The sequence below is a fragment of the Pseudomonas sp. genome (assembly GCF_030150285.1).
Taxonomy (GTDB): Bacteria; Pseudomonadota; Gammaproteobacteria; order Pseudomonadales; family Pseudomonadaceae; genus Aquipseudomonas.
In genome coordinates this window covers 1-17,721 of the sequence record NZ_JASLGE010000040.1, presented here as the reverse complement: position 1 = coordinate 17,721, position 17,721 = coordinate 1, and the positions used below count along the sequence as shown (strand labels likewise).

Annotated in this window: 15 protein-coding genes, 1 tRNA gene and 3 pseudogenes; 6 read left to right on the top strand and 13 right to left on the bottom strand. The window is 55.2% G+C overall.

Annotated features, from left to right (window positions below; translation table 11 throughout):
* Window positions 1-71: 71 nt before the first annotated feature.
* Complete coding sequence (locus tag Q1W15_RS09175) at window positions 72-1,046, top strand: HNH endonuclease (RefSeq protein WP_300726691.1); 975 nt, start codon at window positions 72-74, stop codon at window positions 1,044-1,046.
* A gap of 123 nt (window positions 1,047-1,169) precedes the next feature.
* On the opposite strand, the gene qatD is transcribed toward Q1W15_RS09175, so the two are convergent.
* From qatD to qatA, 4 genes are read right to left on the bottom strand one after another with little or no spacing between them, the layout of a single operon-like run.
* On the bottom strand, window positions 1,170-1,937 hold the full coding sequence (qatD, locus tag Q1W15_RS09170) for a Qat anti-phage system TatD family nuclease QatD (RefSeq protein WP_300726688.1): 768 nt from the start codon (window positions 1,935-1,937) through the stop codon (window positions 1,170-1,172).
* Window positions 1,934-3,310, bottom strand: coding sequence for a Qat anti-phage system QueC-like protein QatC (gene qatC, locus Q1W15_RS09165; RefSeq protein ID WP_300726685.1), 1,377 nt, complete (start codon window positions 3,308-3,310; stop codon window positions 1,934-1,936). Before qatC ends, qatD begins: the two co-directional genes overlap by 4 nt.
* On the bottom strand, window positions 3,307-4,170 hold the full coding sequence (gene qatB, locus Q1W15_RS24545; RefSeq protein WP_305516104.1) for a Qat anti-phage system associated protein QatB: 864 nt from the start codon (window positions 4,168-4,170) through the stop codon (window positions 3,307-3,309). The genes qatC and qatB overlap by 4 nt, the downstream gene beginning before the upstream one ends.
* 8 nt (window positions 4,171-4,178) lie before the next feature.
* Entirely contained in the window at window positions 4,179-6,128 is a 1,950-nt protein-coding gene (gene qatA, locus Q1W15_RS09155) for a Qat anti-phage system ATPase QatA (protein WP_300726674.1), read from the bottom strand.
* 410 nt (window positions 6,129-6,538) lie between these two features.
* Here qatA and Q1W15_RS09150 point away from each other — a divergent pair.
* Window positions 6,539-6,937, top strand: a pseudogene (locus Q1W15_RS09150) (helix-turn-helix domain-containing protein); the annotation flags it as partial.
* A gap of 207 nt (window positions 6,938-7,144) precedes the next feature.
* Here the strand turns inward: Q1W15_RS09150 and Q1W15_RS09145 are convergent.
* The 3 genes and pseudogenes from Q1W15_RS09145 to Q1W15_RS09135 form a co-directional block, all read right to left on the bottom strand.
* Window positions 7,145-8,518, bottom strand: a pseudogene (locus Q1W15_RS09145) (transposase).
* Between the two features lie 136 nt (window positions 8,519-8,654).
* Window positions 8,655-9,932: a translesion error-prone DNA polymerase V subunit UmuC gene (gene umuC / locus Q1W15_RS09140; RefSeq protein WP_300726671.1), complete on the bottom strand. Its 1,278-nt coding sequence runs from the start codon at window positions 9,930-9,932 to the stop codon at window positions 8,655-8,657.
* Window positions 9,922-10,350 carry a LexA family transcriptional regulator gene (locus tag Q1W15_RS09135; protein WP_300726668.1) on the bottom strand — a complete coding sequence of 143 codons (429 nt, stop codon included), beginning with the start codon at window positions 10,348-10,350 and terminating at the stop codon, window positions 9,922-9,924. Before Q1W15_RS09135 ends, umuC begins: the two co-directional genes overlap by 11 nt.
* A gap of 151 nt (window positions 10,351-10,501) precedes the next feature.
* Here Q1W15_RS09135 and Q1W15_RS09130 point away from each other — a divergent pair, with 151 nt between their 5' ends.
* From Q1W15_RS09130 to Q1W15_RS09115, 4 genes and pseudogenes are all read left to right on the top strand, one after another.
* A complete protein-coding gene (locus Q1W15_RS09130; protein WP_300726717.1) occupies window positions 10,502-11,188 on the top strand; it encodes an SOS response-associated peptidase family protein in 687 nt (228 codons plus the stop codon).
* 105 nt (window positions 11,189-11,293) lie between these two features.
* Window positions 11,294-11,512, top strand: a complete 219-nt coding sequence (locus Q1W15_RS09125) for a hypothetical protein (RefSeq protein WP_300726665.1) — start codon at window positions 11,294-11,296, stop codon at window positions 11,510-11,512.
* 23 nt (window positions 11,513-11,535) lie between these two features.
* Window positions 11,536-11,832, top strand: coding sequence for a transposase (locus Q1W15_RS09120; protein ID WP_300726662.1), 297 nt, complete (start codon window positions 11,536-11,538; stop codon window positions 11,830-11,832).
* 193 nt (window positions 11,833-12,025) lie between these two features.
* Window positions 12,026-12,661 (top strand): annotated as a pseudogene (locus tag Q1W15_RS09115) (IS3 family transposase); the annotation flags it as partial.
* A 448-nt stretch (window positions 12,662-13,109) separates the two neighbouring features.
* Here Q1W15_RS09115 and Q1W15_RS09110 read toward each other — a convergent pair.
* The 6 genes from Q1W15_RS09110 to rplT form a co-directional block, all read right to left on the bottom strand.
* Window positions 13,110-13,186, bottom strand: a tRNA-Pro gene (locus Q1W15_RS09110).
* Window positions 13,187-13,277: 91 nt separating this feature from the next.
* Entirely contained in the window at window positions 13,278-13,634 is a 357-nt protein-coding gene (locus Q1W15_RS09105) for a MerR family transcriptional regulator (protein ID WP_300726659.1), read from the bottom strand.
* Window positions 13,615-13,917, bottom strand: coding sequence for an integration host factor subunit alpha (ihfA, locus tag Q1W15_RS09100; RefSeq protein ID WP_002553164.1), 303 nt, complete (start codon window positions 13,915-13,917; stop codon window positions 13,615-13,617). The genes Q1W15_RS09105 and ihfA overlap by 20 nt, the downstream gene beginning before the upstream one ends.
* Window positions 13,918-13,920: 3 nt before the next feature.
* Complete coding sequence (pheT, locus tag Q1W15_RS09095; protein WP_300726656.1) at window positions 13,921-16,299, bottom strand: phenylalanine--tRNA ligase subunit beta; 2,379 nt, start codon at window positions 16,297-16,299, stop codon at window positions 13,921-13,923.
* Between the two features lie 26 nt (window positions 16,300-16,325).
* Window positions 16,326-17,342 (bottom strand): phenylalanine--tRNA ligase subunit alpha, encoded by a 1,017-nt coding sequence (gene pheS, locus Q1W15_RS09090; RefSeq protein ID WP_300726653.1) that lies wholly within the window; start codon window positions 17,340-17,342, stop codon window positions 16,326-16,328.
* Window positions 17,343-17,451: 109 nt separating this feature from the next.
* Window positions 17,452-17,721 (bottom strand): 50S ribosomal protein L20 (rplT, locus tag Q1W15_RS09085; protein WP_300726650.1); only part of this gene is annotated, 270 nt, incomplete at its 5' end.

Below are 17,721 nucleotides of genomic sequence, written 5' to 3'. Positions count from 1 at the left end.
CAGGTGCGGCCGAACCTCCAAAGAACGACCCTCACCAGGGTGCTGCTCAATTTTTAGTGGAGCCACGCGGCGTGATCGAAAAATTCATTGAGTTCAACGAAAAGCGAGGCAGAGCGCTGACTGAGCGCTACGTTCTCCATGTGTTCAACGTGTTCTCTCCCACTCAGCTGAAACGCAGGCTGGGGCACAAGCAACCGAAGGTGTGTCGGTATTGTGGGAAAGACGAGAGATCCACGACCTTCCGCGAAGAGTCGCATGCCATACCCATTTTTCTGGGGAACAAGACGATTATCGATGAGCTGGAGTGTGATCAGTGCAATCACCACTTCGGGGATCATCTTGAAAACAGCTTCGCAGCCTACACCCACCCTCACCGTCCATTTCAGCGAATCCGGGGGCGCAATGGCATCCCCAAGTACAAAGCCCCAGACTTAGAGGTCTCGGCTGTCGACCAATCTAACCTAGTCATCTGTGTCGGTGATAAAGGTGGAGTCGATGCATTGGAGGTCAAGGGCAAGAATCAACTCCGTTTCCAGGTTGTGCGCCAACCCTACTACCCGACCGCCATTCACAAGATGCTCATCAAAATGGCATTGGCCATGATGCCAGACGATGATCACCGCCAATTCGATTACCTGAAACCATGGCTTCTAAGTAAAAACCATAAGCCTGGCTTGAGTGGCTCCGTGCCGGTTATCGAGTGGGGGATAAGCGGAGGCGTCAATCCTAACAAAATCACCTGCATCGTTGCCAAGGTGAGAGAGGCGTTTCAAGAATCGACATATAGGTATCAGTTCATATTTCAGTACGGGAATTTCCAGTACCAGTTTGTGATTCCCCTGCCTGACGAGTGTGGCCATCGTAAGGATTTCGTCTACGCTCCCGTGTTCCTGCCTGATGAACATTTCCGAGTATTCGGTCCATCCGACTACCAGGAGAAGCACTTCAACTCACCTGACCGGGTGCGTGGAGAAAAACTCAGCATCCTGCTTCAGTACAGCGACAAATCCTCTGGAGGGTCTGGGCAGGAGAACACTGCTGATTAGATTCTCAGTTTTCAGGCGGCGAGTTTCGCGCGTCGAAGCGCAACTCCTCGGAGTGAAGACCGGGTCGTAGTAAAACGAGCTCGTAGACCTGGACGCTGCCTGGCAAGGCATTCAAACCTGATACTAGGTGCGTACTAGATCTCGCAGATTACTAATGATTTGGGCTGCAGCTTGCTCTGGCGATTGCTCTCGAAGCAGCGCCAGCGCCTGTACCGTTTTTGGGATATCGGTAGCAGGCCTGGTTGGTCGTCCCTCGCTTTGCACGAACGGGCCATCGGTCTCGGTGAGAAGCCGGTCAGACGGTAGCAAGGCGACGAGGTTGCGGTGCTTGGCAGAGGTCAGCATCTGCGAGTTGATCGAAAAATAGCATCCAAGTTCCACAGCCCTCCTAGCTTCACTGGGGGAGCCGGTAAACCAGTGGAGCACCACCGTCCCCCGGTCAGTCGGAAGCAGGCGCTCGATATGGGATAGCACCTTTCCAACACTCCGTACGCTGTGGACGGTGAGAATCTTCCCGCCCTGCTCCGAGCAAGCCTCGAGCACCCTCTTGAAGACCCGTTCCTGCGCCTCAAAGCTCCGATAGAATTGGGGCCCGGCATCAAGCCCTATCTCTCCAACGTATCGAGTCTCCTCAAGCAGGCGCTCCAATAGCGGCAGCTCCGATTCACGCTCGGCCACCAGTTGGGGATGTAGCCCCAATGCCACCCGGACATGCCGAGACGATGCAGCAAGCTCACGATTGCGCCGCCATGCTTTCGGTGTAGTGGTCACGGCCAAGGTAGCGACCCCTGCCTGATCGCACTCCACGATGAGACGCTCGTGATCGGGATAGAGGTCAAGGTGGCAGTGGAAATCCACCCACTTTGGAATCGAGCTCTTCTGCGGTTTCATAGTGGTATGGCTGTCACACCCTCGAGGTAATCGTCGACTTCCAGCAGTCCATCTCGATAAACCTGTTCGAAGTCATCCAAGCTGTCAGGATGGTCGATCAAAGGTCCGGGCTCATGAATTGCGAACTTGGCGCGGTGTGGAGCACGTTTGAGGCGCGCGATGGCCAGCTGGAAAGAGCGCACATGTTCGCCATCAGATTTGTTCGTGTCCAGCGCTTGCGCATGTAGATCCGGGATGACATATCGGGTTTGATCCGGCCCGCACCCACGATGAATTGCTGCCCGCCTGATAATGCAGGGGACGCAGAACCCGCAGTGCTTGGGTGATCGATTCGAGGGGTCAGGATGGTACCTTGCCTTTCCTGGCGAGGAGCACGACATTGTGAGATGCACATGATCCGCTAGGAACTCAGGGTCAGAGCACTGCTCTGCCATTTGGCCCTTGGTGAGATGGCTGAACATGTTGAATAGCCTCGTGCTTAGGCCCAAACGCCCGAAGAGCTCATTCACCCGCGCCATGTAGTATGGATGAGTCGTGCGCGTGCTACATGCACCCAGGCGGCGCGGATCCAAGGGAACATTCAGAGAGATCAGGCCATTTTCAGGCACATGGATGGTGATCGAGTCGCCGATCGCTTCCGCGGCCATGGCCGCCAGCGTGAAGAACAGGAATGAGCGCGCTCGAAGCGTATCTTCACTACCTCCACCCTCCACGAGATCGTGCGGGAACCCCACACGGGCCTGGACGTGGTTGATCGACGTATCGGAAAACCTCTCCTGCAGCGCTGCCCGGCAGTCGTTCTGATAGGTACTGGTGCTGTTGGTGTCCCAGTAATGGCTCACAAGCAATGGTTTGCCGCCGCCACTGAATAGATCGATCGCCCCAATGAAGCTGTCCATCCCCCCTGAGAACAGGCAGACGCTGTCCGACTCATCTGTTCTCAAGCTCTCCGGAGCGGGAGATAGCTCATCGATATCTGTGGGCCGCTGGCGGAAGACCAGGCGCCAGCGATCACCAGTGAGGAATTTCAAGGTCGAGGCCAGCAAGTCGGACGTTGCTGTCCATACTGCGGGTTCTGCAACGGGGACGTAGAGGTCGATCTCCCTCGTCCAGGAATTCTCCGATTCGGTGTCTCGTGAGATTCTCGTGTCCGCCGCAGTAAGGGTCGCCGCCAACAGTGCCAGGTCGACAGCAGTCTCTCCTGGGCTAAGTCCCAGGTCAGCTAATTGCTCGATGGCTTGGCCGATACCGAACTGCAGCCGTCCGTGTCCGTCGATGAATTGGATATTGGTGATGACACTACCTGGCTCCAGCACCGCTAGATCCTGGTCATCCGTTTCGCCGAGCCGGCAGATAATGCTGTGGTGCCTCATTCCAGCCCCTCCGCTGCACTCGCGATAAGATCGAATGCCGCCTCATAGATCGCAGATGTAACCTGATTGACCTCTTGGTCTGTGGGCGCCGGCCATTGCTCCAGCCGGTTGGCGAGCTGACCCCGCGTACAACCCGTAATGAACGAACTCAGCTGAGACTGGATGCGTTCAACCGCTTCCACATCATCTGGCATGGTGATGCCCCTACCACCCAAGTCCGCCATGATCATGCTCTCAATCGAATTCGCTACGAAGTCGAGGAAGAAGTTCTGCCGATCAGCTTGAGTCATGTCCTCGAAGCTACCGCTGCCTGCCTCGTCCAGTTCGGCGATCGTATTCAGTGCAGCCTGGCGAGCAACACCTTCGTCAATCGCGCCGCCAGGCGGGCAGATAAACTCAAGCAGTGTGAGCAGCACCTGGGAAGCCGGTTGCCCTGGCGCCACGGTGAGCTGCAACCGCCGCAGTGTTTCTGCTGCCCCGTTGCGCTGAACATCTCCGAAGATGCTGAGCAGCTTTGCCGCAGTAGCGCGAGATGTCCCCATGCGGCGCGCGCCTCTCGATGATCCCCCTACGCCTTTACGCACATAGGAAGACAGGGCATTCCCCAAATCGCTGGGGCTTCCAGTGCGGGCGAACCGGGTGAAGCTGCTGCGAGCTCCCCGAAGTGAGCCAGTGCCGTCATTGTTCACCGGTCCTGACGGAGCTGAGCCAGGCTGAGATGGCGTAGAACCGGACTGAGATGGATTTGCTTGGCTTGGCCCGTTCGGTTGAGCGGCCGGGGCGGCTGGCTGCGCTACATCATCAATCCAAGAGGGCACCAAGCCGGAGCTCGGGCCTCCATATCCTTTGGAGGTACCCATATCAATCCTTATGATTTCCCGCTAAGCGTAAGTACGCGCTTAGCTGCATTCTGAAGATTCTCGTTCTCGATCTGCTGACTCCAACCTCTCAGAATTGCATCGAGACCCTGTATAGCATTTGTATCCTTGAGGCACTCATGCCATGGGGCGGGAGCCCACATCCCGAGTTTTGGCGTGGGCAGAGACCGGATAAATTCGACCAGGCGTTTCTGCAACACGGGGCGTTGTTTGACAAGCTCGATCAACCCCGCGACACCTTTGGGTTGATCCGAAAAATCGTCCGCCTGGATTATCTGATCGCGGAGTGCGTCAAAAACATTCTCGGCATCAACCTCAGCCAACCCCACAATTTCTTTCTTCGTGGACGCTTGCCGGATCAGTAATGGTGGGCCCATTAGCTTGTCGACGAGCGCCTCGAGATGACTCACTACGACCTGCCCCATCAAGGAGCTGCGCTTATCGCGAGTCACGAAGATGTAGGGGCGCAGATCAACTCCGGTTAGCGCGGGATCGATAGCCGCCCAGTTGCTGATCCAATCGCTCTTCTCCCAATCGTTCACATCGCCAGAATTGGCCACTGCCTTGAGCTTGCCAGAACTTTTCCCCTCCTCCGGCTCTGAGGCGGCTCCCTTGGACTTCTTGGCCCGCTTTTCCAGTTCAGCGATGGCCGGTACCGCGCCGTCCGCATCCAGGCTCGCGATTCGAGCAAGTTGCTCGTAAAAATCAGGGTGGAAACGCTCAGCCAGCATGATTTTCGCAAGTATTGGACGCCGGATATCCTCAACAAATCCACGAGCCTCGGCGATGGCGTAGCGCAGCATCATGGAGTTGAGGAAGCGTTTGATCTGCCGGGGGTTGCCGCGGCTACCCTCACTCAAGATCCGGGCCAGCAAGGCACTGGTATCCAACGCTTCCTGGGCAAATTCGGGAAGCGGGTTACCGAACGCACCAGCTACAGCCTTGCGGTCGAGGCCTGTGCTCTTCCAGGGCCGGAGCATGTCCTGCTGGGCGGTGTTCAAGAGCGTCTTGAATCGATCGTCATTCGTTTTGACGAAGCTCTCGAGCTGGAGCAACGTGATGTAACTACGGGTTTCTGCCAGCCCCAGGGCCGGGATGCGGAACGGTACCTGAATGAGTTTTTCGAGGTAGTTACGTGCATAGGTCACTGGCCCGGTGCCCTGAGGTAGGTCTGGGAAGTGCTCGCGCACCGCGTACTCGATCATGGCCTCATCAGCACCGACCACGAATGCTGTCCGATTGACGAAGAGGAAGAGGCGGATGGCCTCAAGCGTGGCAATGGCTGTCTTGGGCAGGCATCGATCCAGGTCATCCACGATGACCACCAACTGGTCAATGTCAGCGGCTGTTAAAAGCTCTTCGAACTCGGCCCGGAACTGATGCATGTGCTCGGGAAGTTGCTCAGACTCGGTTTCAGCATCCTTTATGAAGCCCCCAGCCTTCTCAGCAAGGCCCGTGAGGCTTTCAATGCTCAGATGGTCACCCGGGTTCTGCACGAAGGCGGAAATCGACTCCACGACCCCTTTGAGCTTGTCAATGCTTGGGATGCCGGTCAATGCGGTAAGCCCTAGCCCTCCTGCTTGCTTGGCTAGCTTGAACCAATCAACGCGCCGCAACACTTTTTTCGCAGCATCAGCGACCTTTGTGGAGTTAGGGCGAGCGCGGCGCAGTTCATCGACAATCGTCTGGATGACGACAGTCTTTGCATCCTCGAAACCTTCGAATGTCCACCCGTTGAACCAGATACAGCAGACGCGTTCATCAGCATTGAGGAGTTGCTGGGTCATTTTCAAAACGCTGGACTTACCTGCTCCCCAATCACCGTGAACGCCAATGGTGAGCGGGGCGCCCCGTGATTCGCGCAGCAAGCGCTCCACCGTTTTGGCAATAGGGGCGTAATACAGCAGGTCAGTGGCTGTTTCCTGGTCATTCAGGAACATGCAGCGAACTCCTTTTCTAGCATTTGAGATCCAACACACAAGTGTGGCCAGCGGAAAGCCGCCGCTCTCACATCAGGTTATGGGCATCAATAGATGTCCGGGAGTAGGCCAAAGTCGGCGCATTGATGTCAATACGCCATTTGGCAGGGTGATGGACTGCCCCGACTCAAGCGCGAGTTGGCTGGAGCCAACAAAGGGCGCGTTTTTCAAAAACGGTGGCAGCGCGCCTTGCCAGCGAAGCATCGGCAAGTGGACATCGCGCCATACACTGACGTAACGAGTGATGGGCTGAGGTAAAACTTGATTTCGAACGGCAATCTCCGAGGATCAACTCGACAGCCAAGCTAGAGTCTGTCCAAGTCAATACAGGTGTGTGATTCATAGACATCGTTTCAATATAATCACCAGTAATGAACAGAGAAATTCAGCAGCGGTTACAGTGGATTAATCTTTATCAAACGTCTGGAGACGCCGGCTTGGTGTACCGCCGTTGCGGTATTTCTCACCCTACGCTTCGCAAGTGGTGGCGTAGGTATCAACAGCAGGGAGTAGAAGGGCTGGAGAGCCATAGTCGTCGTCCCAAACATTCTCCCGCGACAAAAGTAGGTGCTTTTGAAACAAAACTGATTTTAGAGCTGCGTACCAACCGAAATCTTGGGGCTAGACGCATTCAAAGTGAACTGAAACGGCTGTATTTAATCTCGTTAGCTATCGCAATAATTCATAAAGTGCTTCATCAGAATCAAGTTGCTTCTGTGGTTAAATTTCGGCGAAAAACTGAGTTCGTCCGCTACGAACGCCCCATTCCAATGAATAGCCCCTTGTTTGATAGACACCATTCAGTGGCAGCTTCTGGCCGATTCTGTTGAAAAAGTCGGAATTTCAGTCTGTAAGAAGGCGACGTTGGCCCTCGTTTCAGAACCTGGTCACCACGTTGCGTGGTTTCCAGGTTCTGCATTGATCGTTGCAGCTTGGTTAATGGTTAATTTGAGGGTTTTTGCTGATTCCGGGCGTACCTATCCCGTGGCCGGCGGCCCTTGTGAGGTCAGTTTCGCCAGTCTTCTTAAATTCTGTACCGCGGAGGCCAAGGTAAATTCGTCGTTTGCACCGGTCATTCCTCGTAGCCTTAATCGATCCAGTTTCAGGATTCGTTTGAGATGAGCGAACAACATTTCGACCTTTTTGCGCTCATGGCGAGAGCACACGTATTGCGGTGTTGCGGCAATTCGCCGAGCAACATTGCGTGCTGCCTCATGGACGCTACGGGCGATTTTTCGGAACGAGGTGTTTGGGCAGCAGCGCTCTTTCATCGAGCATTTAGAGCAGTCTGTTTGCCGGGATCGAAAGATGATGGTGTCGGCTTTCGTGACATGTGAGCGCTGGTTCTTGAAGGCCCGCCATTCGCTACGCAGGGCATGCCCCGTGGGGCAACGATATTCCTGCGCTTCTTCACTCCATTGAAAATCACTGATCGAGAGGCTCTCGTTCTTACGCTCGGTTTTGTCCCAAACCGGCACATGTGGCTCGATATCTTTTTCGTCCACCATCCAGGCCAAAATCGGTGCGACTCCGTAAGCGGTATCGCCGATGAGCCGATCCGGCTTGATGTCGAACTGTTCTTCGACCCGCTCGATCATGGTCTTGGTGCTCTCGACCTCGGCGGTTCGATGAGCTGGGGTCAGCTCCACATCCATTATCACGGCATGCTCGACATCAATCAGATAGTTCGTCGAGTAAGCGAAAAACGCCGGGCCTCCTGGCGCTGCGGTCCAACGAGAAAGTGGATCAGTCAGTGACAGGCGCTTGGGGAGTGCTTCAGCCAAAGCTTCTTTATCCAGCGCTTCAAGGTACTCACGCACGGCGCGAGTACTCAGCGACGGATCGCGCCAGTTGACCTCTTCGTTGCCGGGTACGCCACGTTGCCGACTGGCATCTGCTTTGATAATGCTGGCGTCGACAGCAAACCCTTCGCCCTTGACCAGACCTGCGTCCACGCAACGACGCAGCACCTCATTAAACAGCCAGCGAAACAGCGAGCTGTCACGAAAACGACCGTGCCGATTCTTGGAAAACGTAGAGTGATTGGGGGCTTCGTCTTCGAGGCTTTAGCGGCAGAACCAGCGATACGCCAGGTTCAAATGAGCCTCTTCGCACAACCGACGTTCGGAGCGAATGCCGTAGCAGTAGCCCACCACCAACAGGCGAATCATCAGTTCGGGATCAATCGACGGGCGCCCGATTGGCCTATAAAAATCGGCGAGATAATGGCGCAGATCGCTGAGATCAAGGCATCGATCAATGCTGCGCAGGAGGTGATTGGCCGGGATGTGATCTTCAATGTTGAACGAGTAAAACAGTCTCTCTTGTCCGCTCGTCAATTGTCCCATCATGCTGCGAATCCTCCCGCTGGCCGATGACCTGATTTTGCCGCAGGCCAAGCAGGAGATCCACTTTTTCAACAGAATCGGCCGATTGCTACCATCCACCATTTGCAGTAGCTATCCGTTTTCAGCCCATGCACGTTGTCTAACACGAAACCCGCCACAACTGATCCAACCTCGTCGTATAGCTTTGACTCATCATCTCTCGCCGCATGCCCCAATCGGGTTTACTCGGCACACTGGCAGCACGCAGCGTGCCCCTGCCCCAGCGCCCGTTGATCTGATCCAGAACCGCCATCACCCTGGACGCTTCTGCGGGTTGATTGACCGCAAACAGGTCATCAGAAAACTCCCCCGGCTGACGAAGATCCAGCAGCAACACTTCGGCCTTGCTGTACTTGAACCCGGGCTGAAAAACATGCTCCAGCGCATCCACCGCCGCCCTGGTCAGCAGTCGCACATCATCCGTCGGGTATGGCAGGGTCACGATCACCCCTTTGGCGTATTTCGCTTCGTCCGGATTGAACATGCCGGTACGGATGCTGACTCTGACTTTCTTGCAGTAGGATTTTTGCGCGCGCAGCTTTTCCGAGGCACGCATCATGTAGGTGGCCACGGCCTCTTTGATCGGTGCCAGTTCGGTCAGCCGTTTGCCAAACATCCGGCTGCAGCAGATCTCCTGCTTTGGCGGGTCAGGTTCGTCCAGTTCCAGGCAGGCCGTACCCGACAATTCACGAGCGGTTTTCTCGATCACCACGCTGAATTTCTTACGCAGGGACCACGGATCAGATTTGGCCAGGTCCATCGCGGTCTTGATGCCCATGCCTTCCAGGTGAGCGGTCATGCGACGCCCTACCCCCCAGACTTCAGACACGGCCGTATTGCGCAGCACCCAGTCGCGCTCATGGTTACCACACAAGTTCACCACGCCACCGGTGTGCGCCTGGAGGCGTTTGGCAGTGTGGTTGGCGAGTTTAGCCAGGGTTTTGGTATGGCCAATGCCGACGCCCACGGGGATGCCGGTACATTTGAGGATTCTGGCGCGCAACTCCCTGCCCATGGCGCTGGCACCCACAATGCCGGTCAGGTCGGCAAAGGATTCATCGATGCTGTACACCTCTACTGCCGGCACCATGGACTCGATCAGGCTCATGACGCGCTCGCTCATGTCGCCATACAGCGCATAGTTCAATGAGAACGCGACGATGCCCTGCTGCTGGAGGCGTTGTTTGATCTGGAAATAGGGCTCGCCCATTTTCACAAAGGGCTTGGCGTCGTAACTGCGGGCGATGACGCAGCCGTCATTGTTGCTCAGCACCACGATAGGGACTTTGGCCAGGTCAGGTCGGAATACTCGCTCGCAGCTGGCATAGAAGCTGTTGCAGTCAATCAGGGCGAAAACCGGTTTGGGCTTAGTGACCATGGCTGCGCACGCTGTGAGTAATCACCCCCCAGATCGACAGATCGTCCCCCTCTATGACATGCCGGTCCGGGTATTTGCTGTTTTCAGACTTGAGGATGACATCCTTCCCACGGATACACAGACGTTTGCAGATCGGGTCATTGTTCAACAGTGCCACCACGATATGCCCATGAACGGGTTCGATCGAGCGATCGATGGCCGCCAGATCCCCTGAAAAAATGCCGATGCCCTGCATGCTGTCGCCATCGATAGTCGCGAGGTAAACGTGGGGCGCACGTACGTTGAGCACTTGGTCCAGCGAGATGACTTTCTCGATATGGTCCGCAGCCGGTGACGGAAACCCGGCTGGAATCTTGAACGAGCACAGCGGTAAACGAACCCCGCCTTCAGCAAGAGGACCCAAGAGTGTGAAGCTCATGACGCACGCCTTTAATAAACTGTATATATATACAGTTAACGTTGTAGGACGCATCCGGTCAATATTTCCGACAGATGTTTCTGACAGGAGGAGCGCCCGGCACGATGAAGCTACGCTCAGAGCAGCACTGTCTTTGTCAGAGGTGATCACCATGTGTGGAAGGTTTGTGCAGTCCCAGGGCATCGATGATTACCTGGAAGTGTTGGCATCAGACCGTAAGCTTGTCAGCGGGTATGACAACCAGCCCATTGGCCGCTACAACATCGCACCCAGCACTCGCGTGAACATCCTGCACGGGGTGCCAGACGGATTACGAATAGATCTGGTGCGCTGGGGCTGGGCGCCCTTTTGGGCCAAGGGCAAGCGCCATGATCCCATCAACGCCCGGGTAGAAACTGTCACCACGGGCAAGTTTTTCAAGCAACTGTGGCCCAACGGACGGGCTCTGGTGATGGCGGATGGATGGTATGAGTGGGTTAAAGATGCGGACGATCCCAAGAAGAAACAGCCCTATTTCATTCGACTTAAAAGCCAGGCCCCCATGTTCTTTGCCGCGCTGGCCAAGGTTCATCCTGGGCTGGAGCCAAATGAAGATGACGGCTTCGTGATTATCACCGCTGCCAGCGATCAGGGGATGGTGGATATTCACGATCGCCGCCCGTTGGTGCTTGCCCCTGAACTTGCCCGGGAATGGGTGGAGAGCGATCTGGATGCACGAAGAGCTGAAGAGTTGGCTCTGGAATGCTGCCAACCGACGAAGGAATTTGAGTGGTATCCGGTGAGCACAGCGGTAGGCAATGTAAGAAACCAAGGGACTGAGCTGATCAAGCCGCTTTGAGGGAGCGCAGTTGCACTTTTGAGATCTGGACGTTAATTTTTCGATCTCGATGCAAATTCAGCAACCGGACGTCGCGGTGTCAGCATGCTGCAAGGAGTTTCGCGCATGAGCAAAGGCATCAAAATGCTGTCGGCGGTGGATGCGCACGGCATGCTACATACGGTTGATGGATTACAGCGTCGCTACGACAACGAGCAGGCCATTCCCGGCCTGTTCTGCGACAGTCCCAACTGCGGGCGCGACCTACACCACCACCTACTAGAACTGCGAATCGCAGTACAACCGCACTGTGTTGTGGCTCAATGTTTTTGGACCATGATGTAGGAGTATCAACCTAAGGATTCATCATGGGATTTCGGGTCGTAACTGCGGAAGAAAAAGCCGAAGCCATTCGCTTGGTCGTAGAAATGAATTACACCGTGCCAAAGGCATGCACACAGACGGGTGTGGGGCCCACCGCCCTGCGCCGATGGGTGGCGCGATGGCGCAAGCAGTACGAAGGAGCCTCGCAAACGACTCGTCCGCAGGACCAAGAAGTTATCGATTCGCTTCAGGCCAGACTGGCGCTTCTGGAAGCAGAGAATGAAGTCCTAAAAAAGCAGTTGCCCTCTCATCTAAAGGTTCTGTTCGGCCGAATAAAATGATCGAGGGCATCCAGGGCAAGCTGTCCGTGCGGCATCTGTGCCGGCTTTTGGGCCTGCCTCGCAGCAGTTACTACGCCAAACCCCAGCCCAAACCGGGGCGCGGTATTGAGCGTCAACTGGAGAGGCAGATTCGCCAGTTGCATAAGGAACATCGTGGTGCGCTGGGTAGCCGTGTTTTAGCAAGGCATTAAAAGTAGAGGGTTTTTTGGTAGGGCGTCACCGTATGAGCAGCCTGATGAAGCGTCTTGGACTGAAGCGACGCCGCGCACGATATGCGCATTATCGTCGGGCCACCAAGCCCGCTAATATGGCACCCAATGTACTTGCTCGGCGTTTTAATCCTGTAGCACCCAATACCTTTTGGGCTGGCGACATCACTTACATACGTGTCGGCGGAAGTTGGTTATATCTGGCGGTTGTGATGGATCTTTTCTCACGCAGAATCGTTGGTTGGGCGTTTTCAAGAACGGCTGACACAGAGCTTTCACTCAAGGCATTGCAGCTGGCGGTCGGTATACGCCGCCCTTCATCGGAGTTGATTTTTCACTCCGACCAGGGCTGCCAATACACTGCCGAGCGCTTTGTGAGCTATCTGGCTGAAAAGCAGATTGTGCAGAGTATGAGTCGGCGCGGAAACTGTTGGGACAATGCTGTCGTAGAACGTTACTTCAAATCACAGAAGCATGACTGGTCACCGGAAAACGGCTACCAGACTCACTTCGAAGCAGAGCGGGACGTAATGGACTTCATTGCCCATTACAACCATCGACGCTGTCACTCTGCCTCGAAAAACCTGCCACCAGCCGCTTTTGAAAAGCTGGCGGCCTAATACTCCTACAAAATGGTCCAAAAAAACTGGACCACTACACTGATGATCCTAACCGCATGCCCGCGATGCAACCCGCATGATGACCTACGTCACCCACAAGCTGAGTTTGGCGCCGGTGTGCAAGGGTCAGCTCACCGCCGTTAGCTGAGATCGCAGCGGCCGGGACAACGGGGATTACTCCACGAGCCAAGGCCATTGGCGCCCCGTATGCACGACGCCCAAGACCATGGCGGCAGGAAACCCCCTGCACCAACGATACTGCCGCGCCTCCCCCTTTAGCCCCGATCAGTAAGTGTGTTGGCCGCGCTCTTACGACTCGAAGAAAAATACGCCTCTCAGATGGCAGCGCCGCCAAGATCCAAGATATCCGTGGGAGTAAATGTGGGAGTAATTTCTCCAGACATGAAAAAGCCCAACGTATTAGGTTGGGCTAAGTCATTGAAAAATATGGTCGGGACGGAGTGATTCGAACACTCGACCCCTAGCACCCCATGCTAGTGCGCTACCGGACTGCGCTACGCCCCGACTAGGCGTGTTACTGGGTTTGCTTCGCAACGAAGCGATTAGGAATATACCGCAAGCTTTTGAAATGTGGAAGTATTTTTAAGAATCTGGTTCATTTCTTCAATACCACCAGCACATCTTCGAGTTCGCAGATCATCTGGCGAATCAGTTGCTTGTATTGGGTGGTGTCGTCTTTGGCTTCGTTACCGGACATACGCTGGCGCGCACCGCTGATGGTAAACCCCTGGTCGTAAAGCAACGCTCGGATCTGCCGGATCATCAGCACGTCTTGTCGCTGATAATACCGGCGGTTTCCGGTGCGTTTGACAGGATTGAGTTGAGGAAACTCTTGCTCCCAATAGCGCAGCACGTGTGGCTTCACGGCACACAGGTCGCTAACTTCGCCAATGGCGAAGTAGCGTTTGCCTGGGATCGGTGGGAGCTCGTCGTTATGACTTGGTTCCAGCATAAGCCTCTACTCGGGCCTTCAACTTCTGCCCTGGACGAAAGGTGACCACACGGCGGGCCGTGATCGGGATTTCTTCTCCCGTTTTCGGATTGCGGCCAGGCCGCTGTCGCTTGTCACGCAGGTCAAAATTGCCAAAACCGGACAATTTGACTTGTTCGTTGTCTTCTAGAGCGTGCCTGATTTCTTCAAAAAACAGCTCAACCAATTCTTTGGCTTCGCGTTTGTTCAGGCCCAACTCTTCATAAAGACGTTCCGCCATTTCAGCTTTCGTCAGAGCCCCCATACGTCACTTCCTTAACGTGGCGTTCAACCTTTTTTCGAGCGAGGTGAGGATGTTTTGCGTCGTGGTATTCACCTCATCGTCATTAAGAGTGCGCGATGGATGCTGCCAGGTCAAGCCAACGGCAAGGCTTTTTCTATGCGGATCAATGCCTTTACCCTGGTATACGTCAAATAGCCTCAAGTCTGTGAGCCACTCACCAGCATTTTCACGAATGACTTCCAGTACATCACTGGCCGCCACATCGCGATCCGCAAGCAAGGCAAGGTCGCGACGCACTTCTGGAAAGCGCGACAGCTCATGAAATTGAGGCATTTTGCCCAATGCCACTTCAGCCAGCACCAACTCGAACACGAATACCGGGCGATCCAGGCCAAGATGCTTAGACAGTTCAGGATGGATTGCGCCAACGTACCCGACTTCGCGCCCGTCACGTTCAATACGCGCAGTTTGGCCTGGGTGCAACGCAGGGTGTTGACCCGGGGCAAAAGTGAACGCATCCAAAGCGCCTGCAAAACCCAGCACTGCTTCAACATCAGCCTTTACGTCGAAGAAGTCTACGACTTCACGCCCTTGGGCCCAGCCCTCAGGAAGACGCGTGCCACACACAACACCTGCCAACATAGGTTCTTGCTTAAGGCTTTCCAGTTGACCTACAAAACGTAGGCCACTTTCAAACAGTCGAACGCGATCCTGTTGTCGATTCAGGTTGTGCTGCAAGGATTTGATCAAACCTGGCCACAACGACGCGCGCATGGCCGCCATGTCATTTGAGATTGGGTTTGCCAACAGCAGTGGCTCTACACCCGGGCTGAACAATTCGAATTGCTTTGGGTCGATAAAGCTATAGGTAATCGCTTCCTGATAACCACGAGCTACCAGCAAACGGCGCAGTTCAGGCAGGTCGCTGCGTGCTTCAGCCTTTGCCTTCGGTGCCAGGCGTGCCTGCGGATAGCGAACCGGAAGGCGGTTGTAACCATAAAGACGCGCCAGTTCTTCGATCAAATCAACTTCAAGGCTGATATCGAAACGATGGCTAGGCACCTCTACACGCCATTGACCAACACCTTCAGCAGTGATGGTCAACCCCAACGCGCTTAGCAGGCGTTCAATTTCAGCCGACTCCATCTCCATGCCAAGCATCTGAGTGATACGTGCAGCACGCAGGCTTATCGGGGCAATAGAAGGCAAATACTGCTCGTTAACGGTTTCGATGATTGGTCCAGCTTCACCGCCCGTAATCTCCAGCAACAAGCCAGTCGCTCGTTCCATGGCCTCCCGGGCCAGTTTCCAGTCGACACCACGCTCATAGCGGTGCGAGGCATCGGTGTGCAGACCATAAGAACGCGCCTTGCCCGCAACAGCAATTTGATCGAAGAAAGCGCTTTCCAGGAAAATATCGCGAGTACTGGCTGAGACGCCGCTGTGCTCGCCGCCCATGACACCCGCAATCGCCAATGCTCGAGTGTGGTCGGCAATGACGAGTGTATCGCTGCGCAGGGACACTTCCTGACCGTCAAGCAATACCAATTTCTCGCCTTCTTCAGCCATGCGAACGCGAATACCGCCATTGATCTCGGCAAGGTCAAAAGCATGCAACGGCTGGCCCAGTTCAAGCATCACGTAGTTGGTGATATCGACAGCCGCATCAATGCTGCGCACATCTGCGCGACGCAGGCGCTCAACCATCCAGAGCGGTGTTGGCTTGGACAGGTCGACATGACGGATAACCCGCCCCAAGTAACGCGGGCATGCAGCGGGTGCCAAGACCTCAACAGGGCGCACGTCATCATGTACAGGTGTCACAACAGCAACCACCGGGCGCACGACAGAAGTGGCGTACAAAGCGCCGACTTCACGCGCCAGGCCTGCCAGGGACAAGCAATCGCCGCGATTCGGTGTGAGATCAACCTCAATACTGGCGTCTTCAAGGTTCAAATAGGCACGAATGTCCTGGCCTACCGGCGCATCCGCCGGCAACTCCATCAAGCCATCATTGCCTTCGCCCACTTGCAGTTCCGCTTGCGAGCAGAGCATGCCATTGGATTCGACACCCCGCAGCTTGGCCTTCTTGATTTTGAAATCACCAGGCAGCTCGGCACCGATCATGGCGAATGGCACTTTCAGGCCCGGGCGCACATTAGGCGCTCCACAAACAACCTGAAACACCTCAGAACCATTGCTGACCTGACAGACACGCAGCTTATCGGCATCGGGATGTTGCTCAGTGCTCAGCACCTCACCGACAACCACACCGCTGAACGTACCCGCTACCGGGGTGACGCTATCCACTTCAAGGCCAGCCATCGACAGACGGGCCACCAGCTCATCACGAGCGACCTGCGGGTTTACCCAACCACGCAGCCATTGTTCACTGAATTTCATCCTGCTCTCCTAAGAATTCGTTACGACTAGCGAAATTGCGCGAGGAACCGCAAGTCGTTATCGAAGAACAGACGCAAGTCGTTCACGCCGTAACGGAGCATGGCCAGACGTTCAACACCCATGCCAAAAGCAAAGCCTGAGAACTCTTCCGGGTCGATACCGGACATACGCAGCACATTCGGGTGAACCATGCCGCAGCCCATCACTTCGAGCCAGCCAGTCTGTTTGCAGACACGGCAACCTTTACCGCTACACATCACACATTCCATGTCGACTTCAGCGGACGGCTCGGTAAACGGGAAGTAAGAAGGGCGGAAACGTACAGCCAGTTCCTTCTCGAAAAAGACGCGCAAGAATTCTTCGATTGTCCCCTTCAAATCCGCAAAGTTGATGTCGCGATCGACCAGCAAACCTTCAACTTGGTGAAACATCGGGGAATGGGTGATATCTGAGTCGCTGCGATACACGCGGCCTGGGCAGACGATGCGGATCGGCGGCTGTTGCGATTCCATGGTGCGGACCTGTACCGGTGAGGTATGGGTGCGCAACAGCATGTTCGCATTGAAATAGAAAGTGTCGTGCATCGACCGGGCCGGGTGGTGGCCTGGGATGTTCAGCGCTTCGAAGTTATGGTAATCGTCTTCGACCTCAGGGCCTTCGGCAATGCCATAGCCGATATGGGTGAAGAACTGTTCAACACGCTCCAGAGTGCGCGTAACCGGGTGCAGGCCACCCGAGGTCTGACCGCGACCAGGCAGGGTTACGTCAATAGACTCGGCAGACAGTTTGGCGGCCAGATCAGCCTCTTCAAACAACGCCTTGCGCGTATTGAGAACCTCTGTAACACGTTCCTTGGCAACGTTGATCAAGGCACCGACTTGCGGACGCTCTTCAGCGGGCAAATTCCCCAGGGTCTTCATCACCTGAGTCAACTCGCCCTTTTTGCCAAGGTATTGAACCCGGATTTGCTCCAGGGCATTGATATCTTCAGCGCTTTTTACAGCCTCTAGTGCTTGAGAGACGAGCGCATCCAGGTTTTCCATGTACAGACTCCAGATACAAAATAGGGGAAGAGCTTGAAGGCTCTTCCCCTATTTAAGACGTTTAGCACCTGGCCCCACGTCGGCGGGCCCAGGTAACTGTCGGGGGTACTTAAGCCAAGGTGGCTTTAGCTTTCTCGACAATCGCAGCAAACGCCGCTTTTTCGTTCACTGCCAGATCAGACAGAACCTTACGGTCGATCTCGATAGACGCTTTTTTCAGGCCGGCGATGAAACGGCTGTAGGACAGACCGTTGATACGAGCACCAGCGTTGATACGAGCGATCCACAGAGCGCGGAACTGACGTTTTTTCTGACGACGGTCACGGTAGGCGTATTGGCCTGCCTTGATTACCGCTTGCTTGGCAACACGGAATACGCG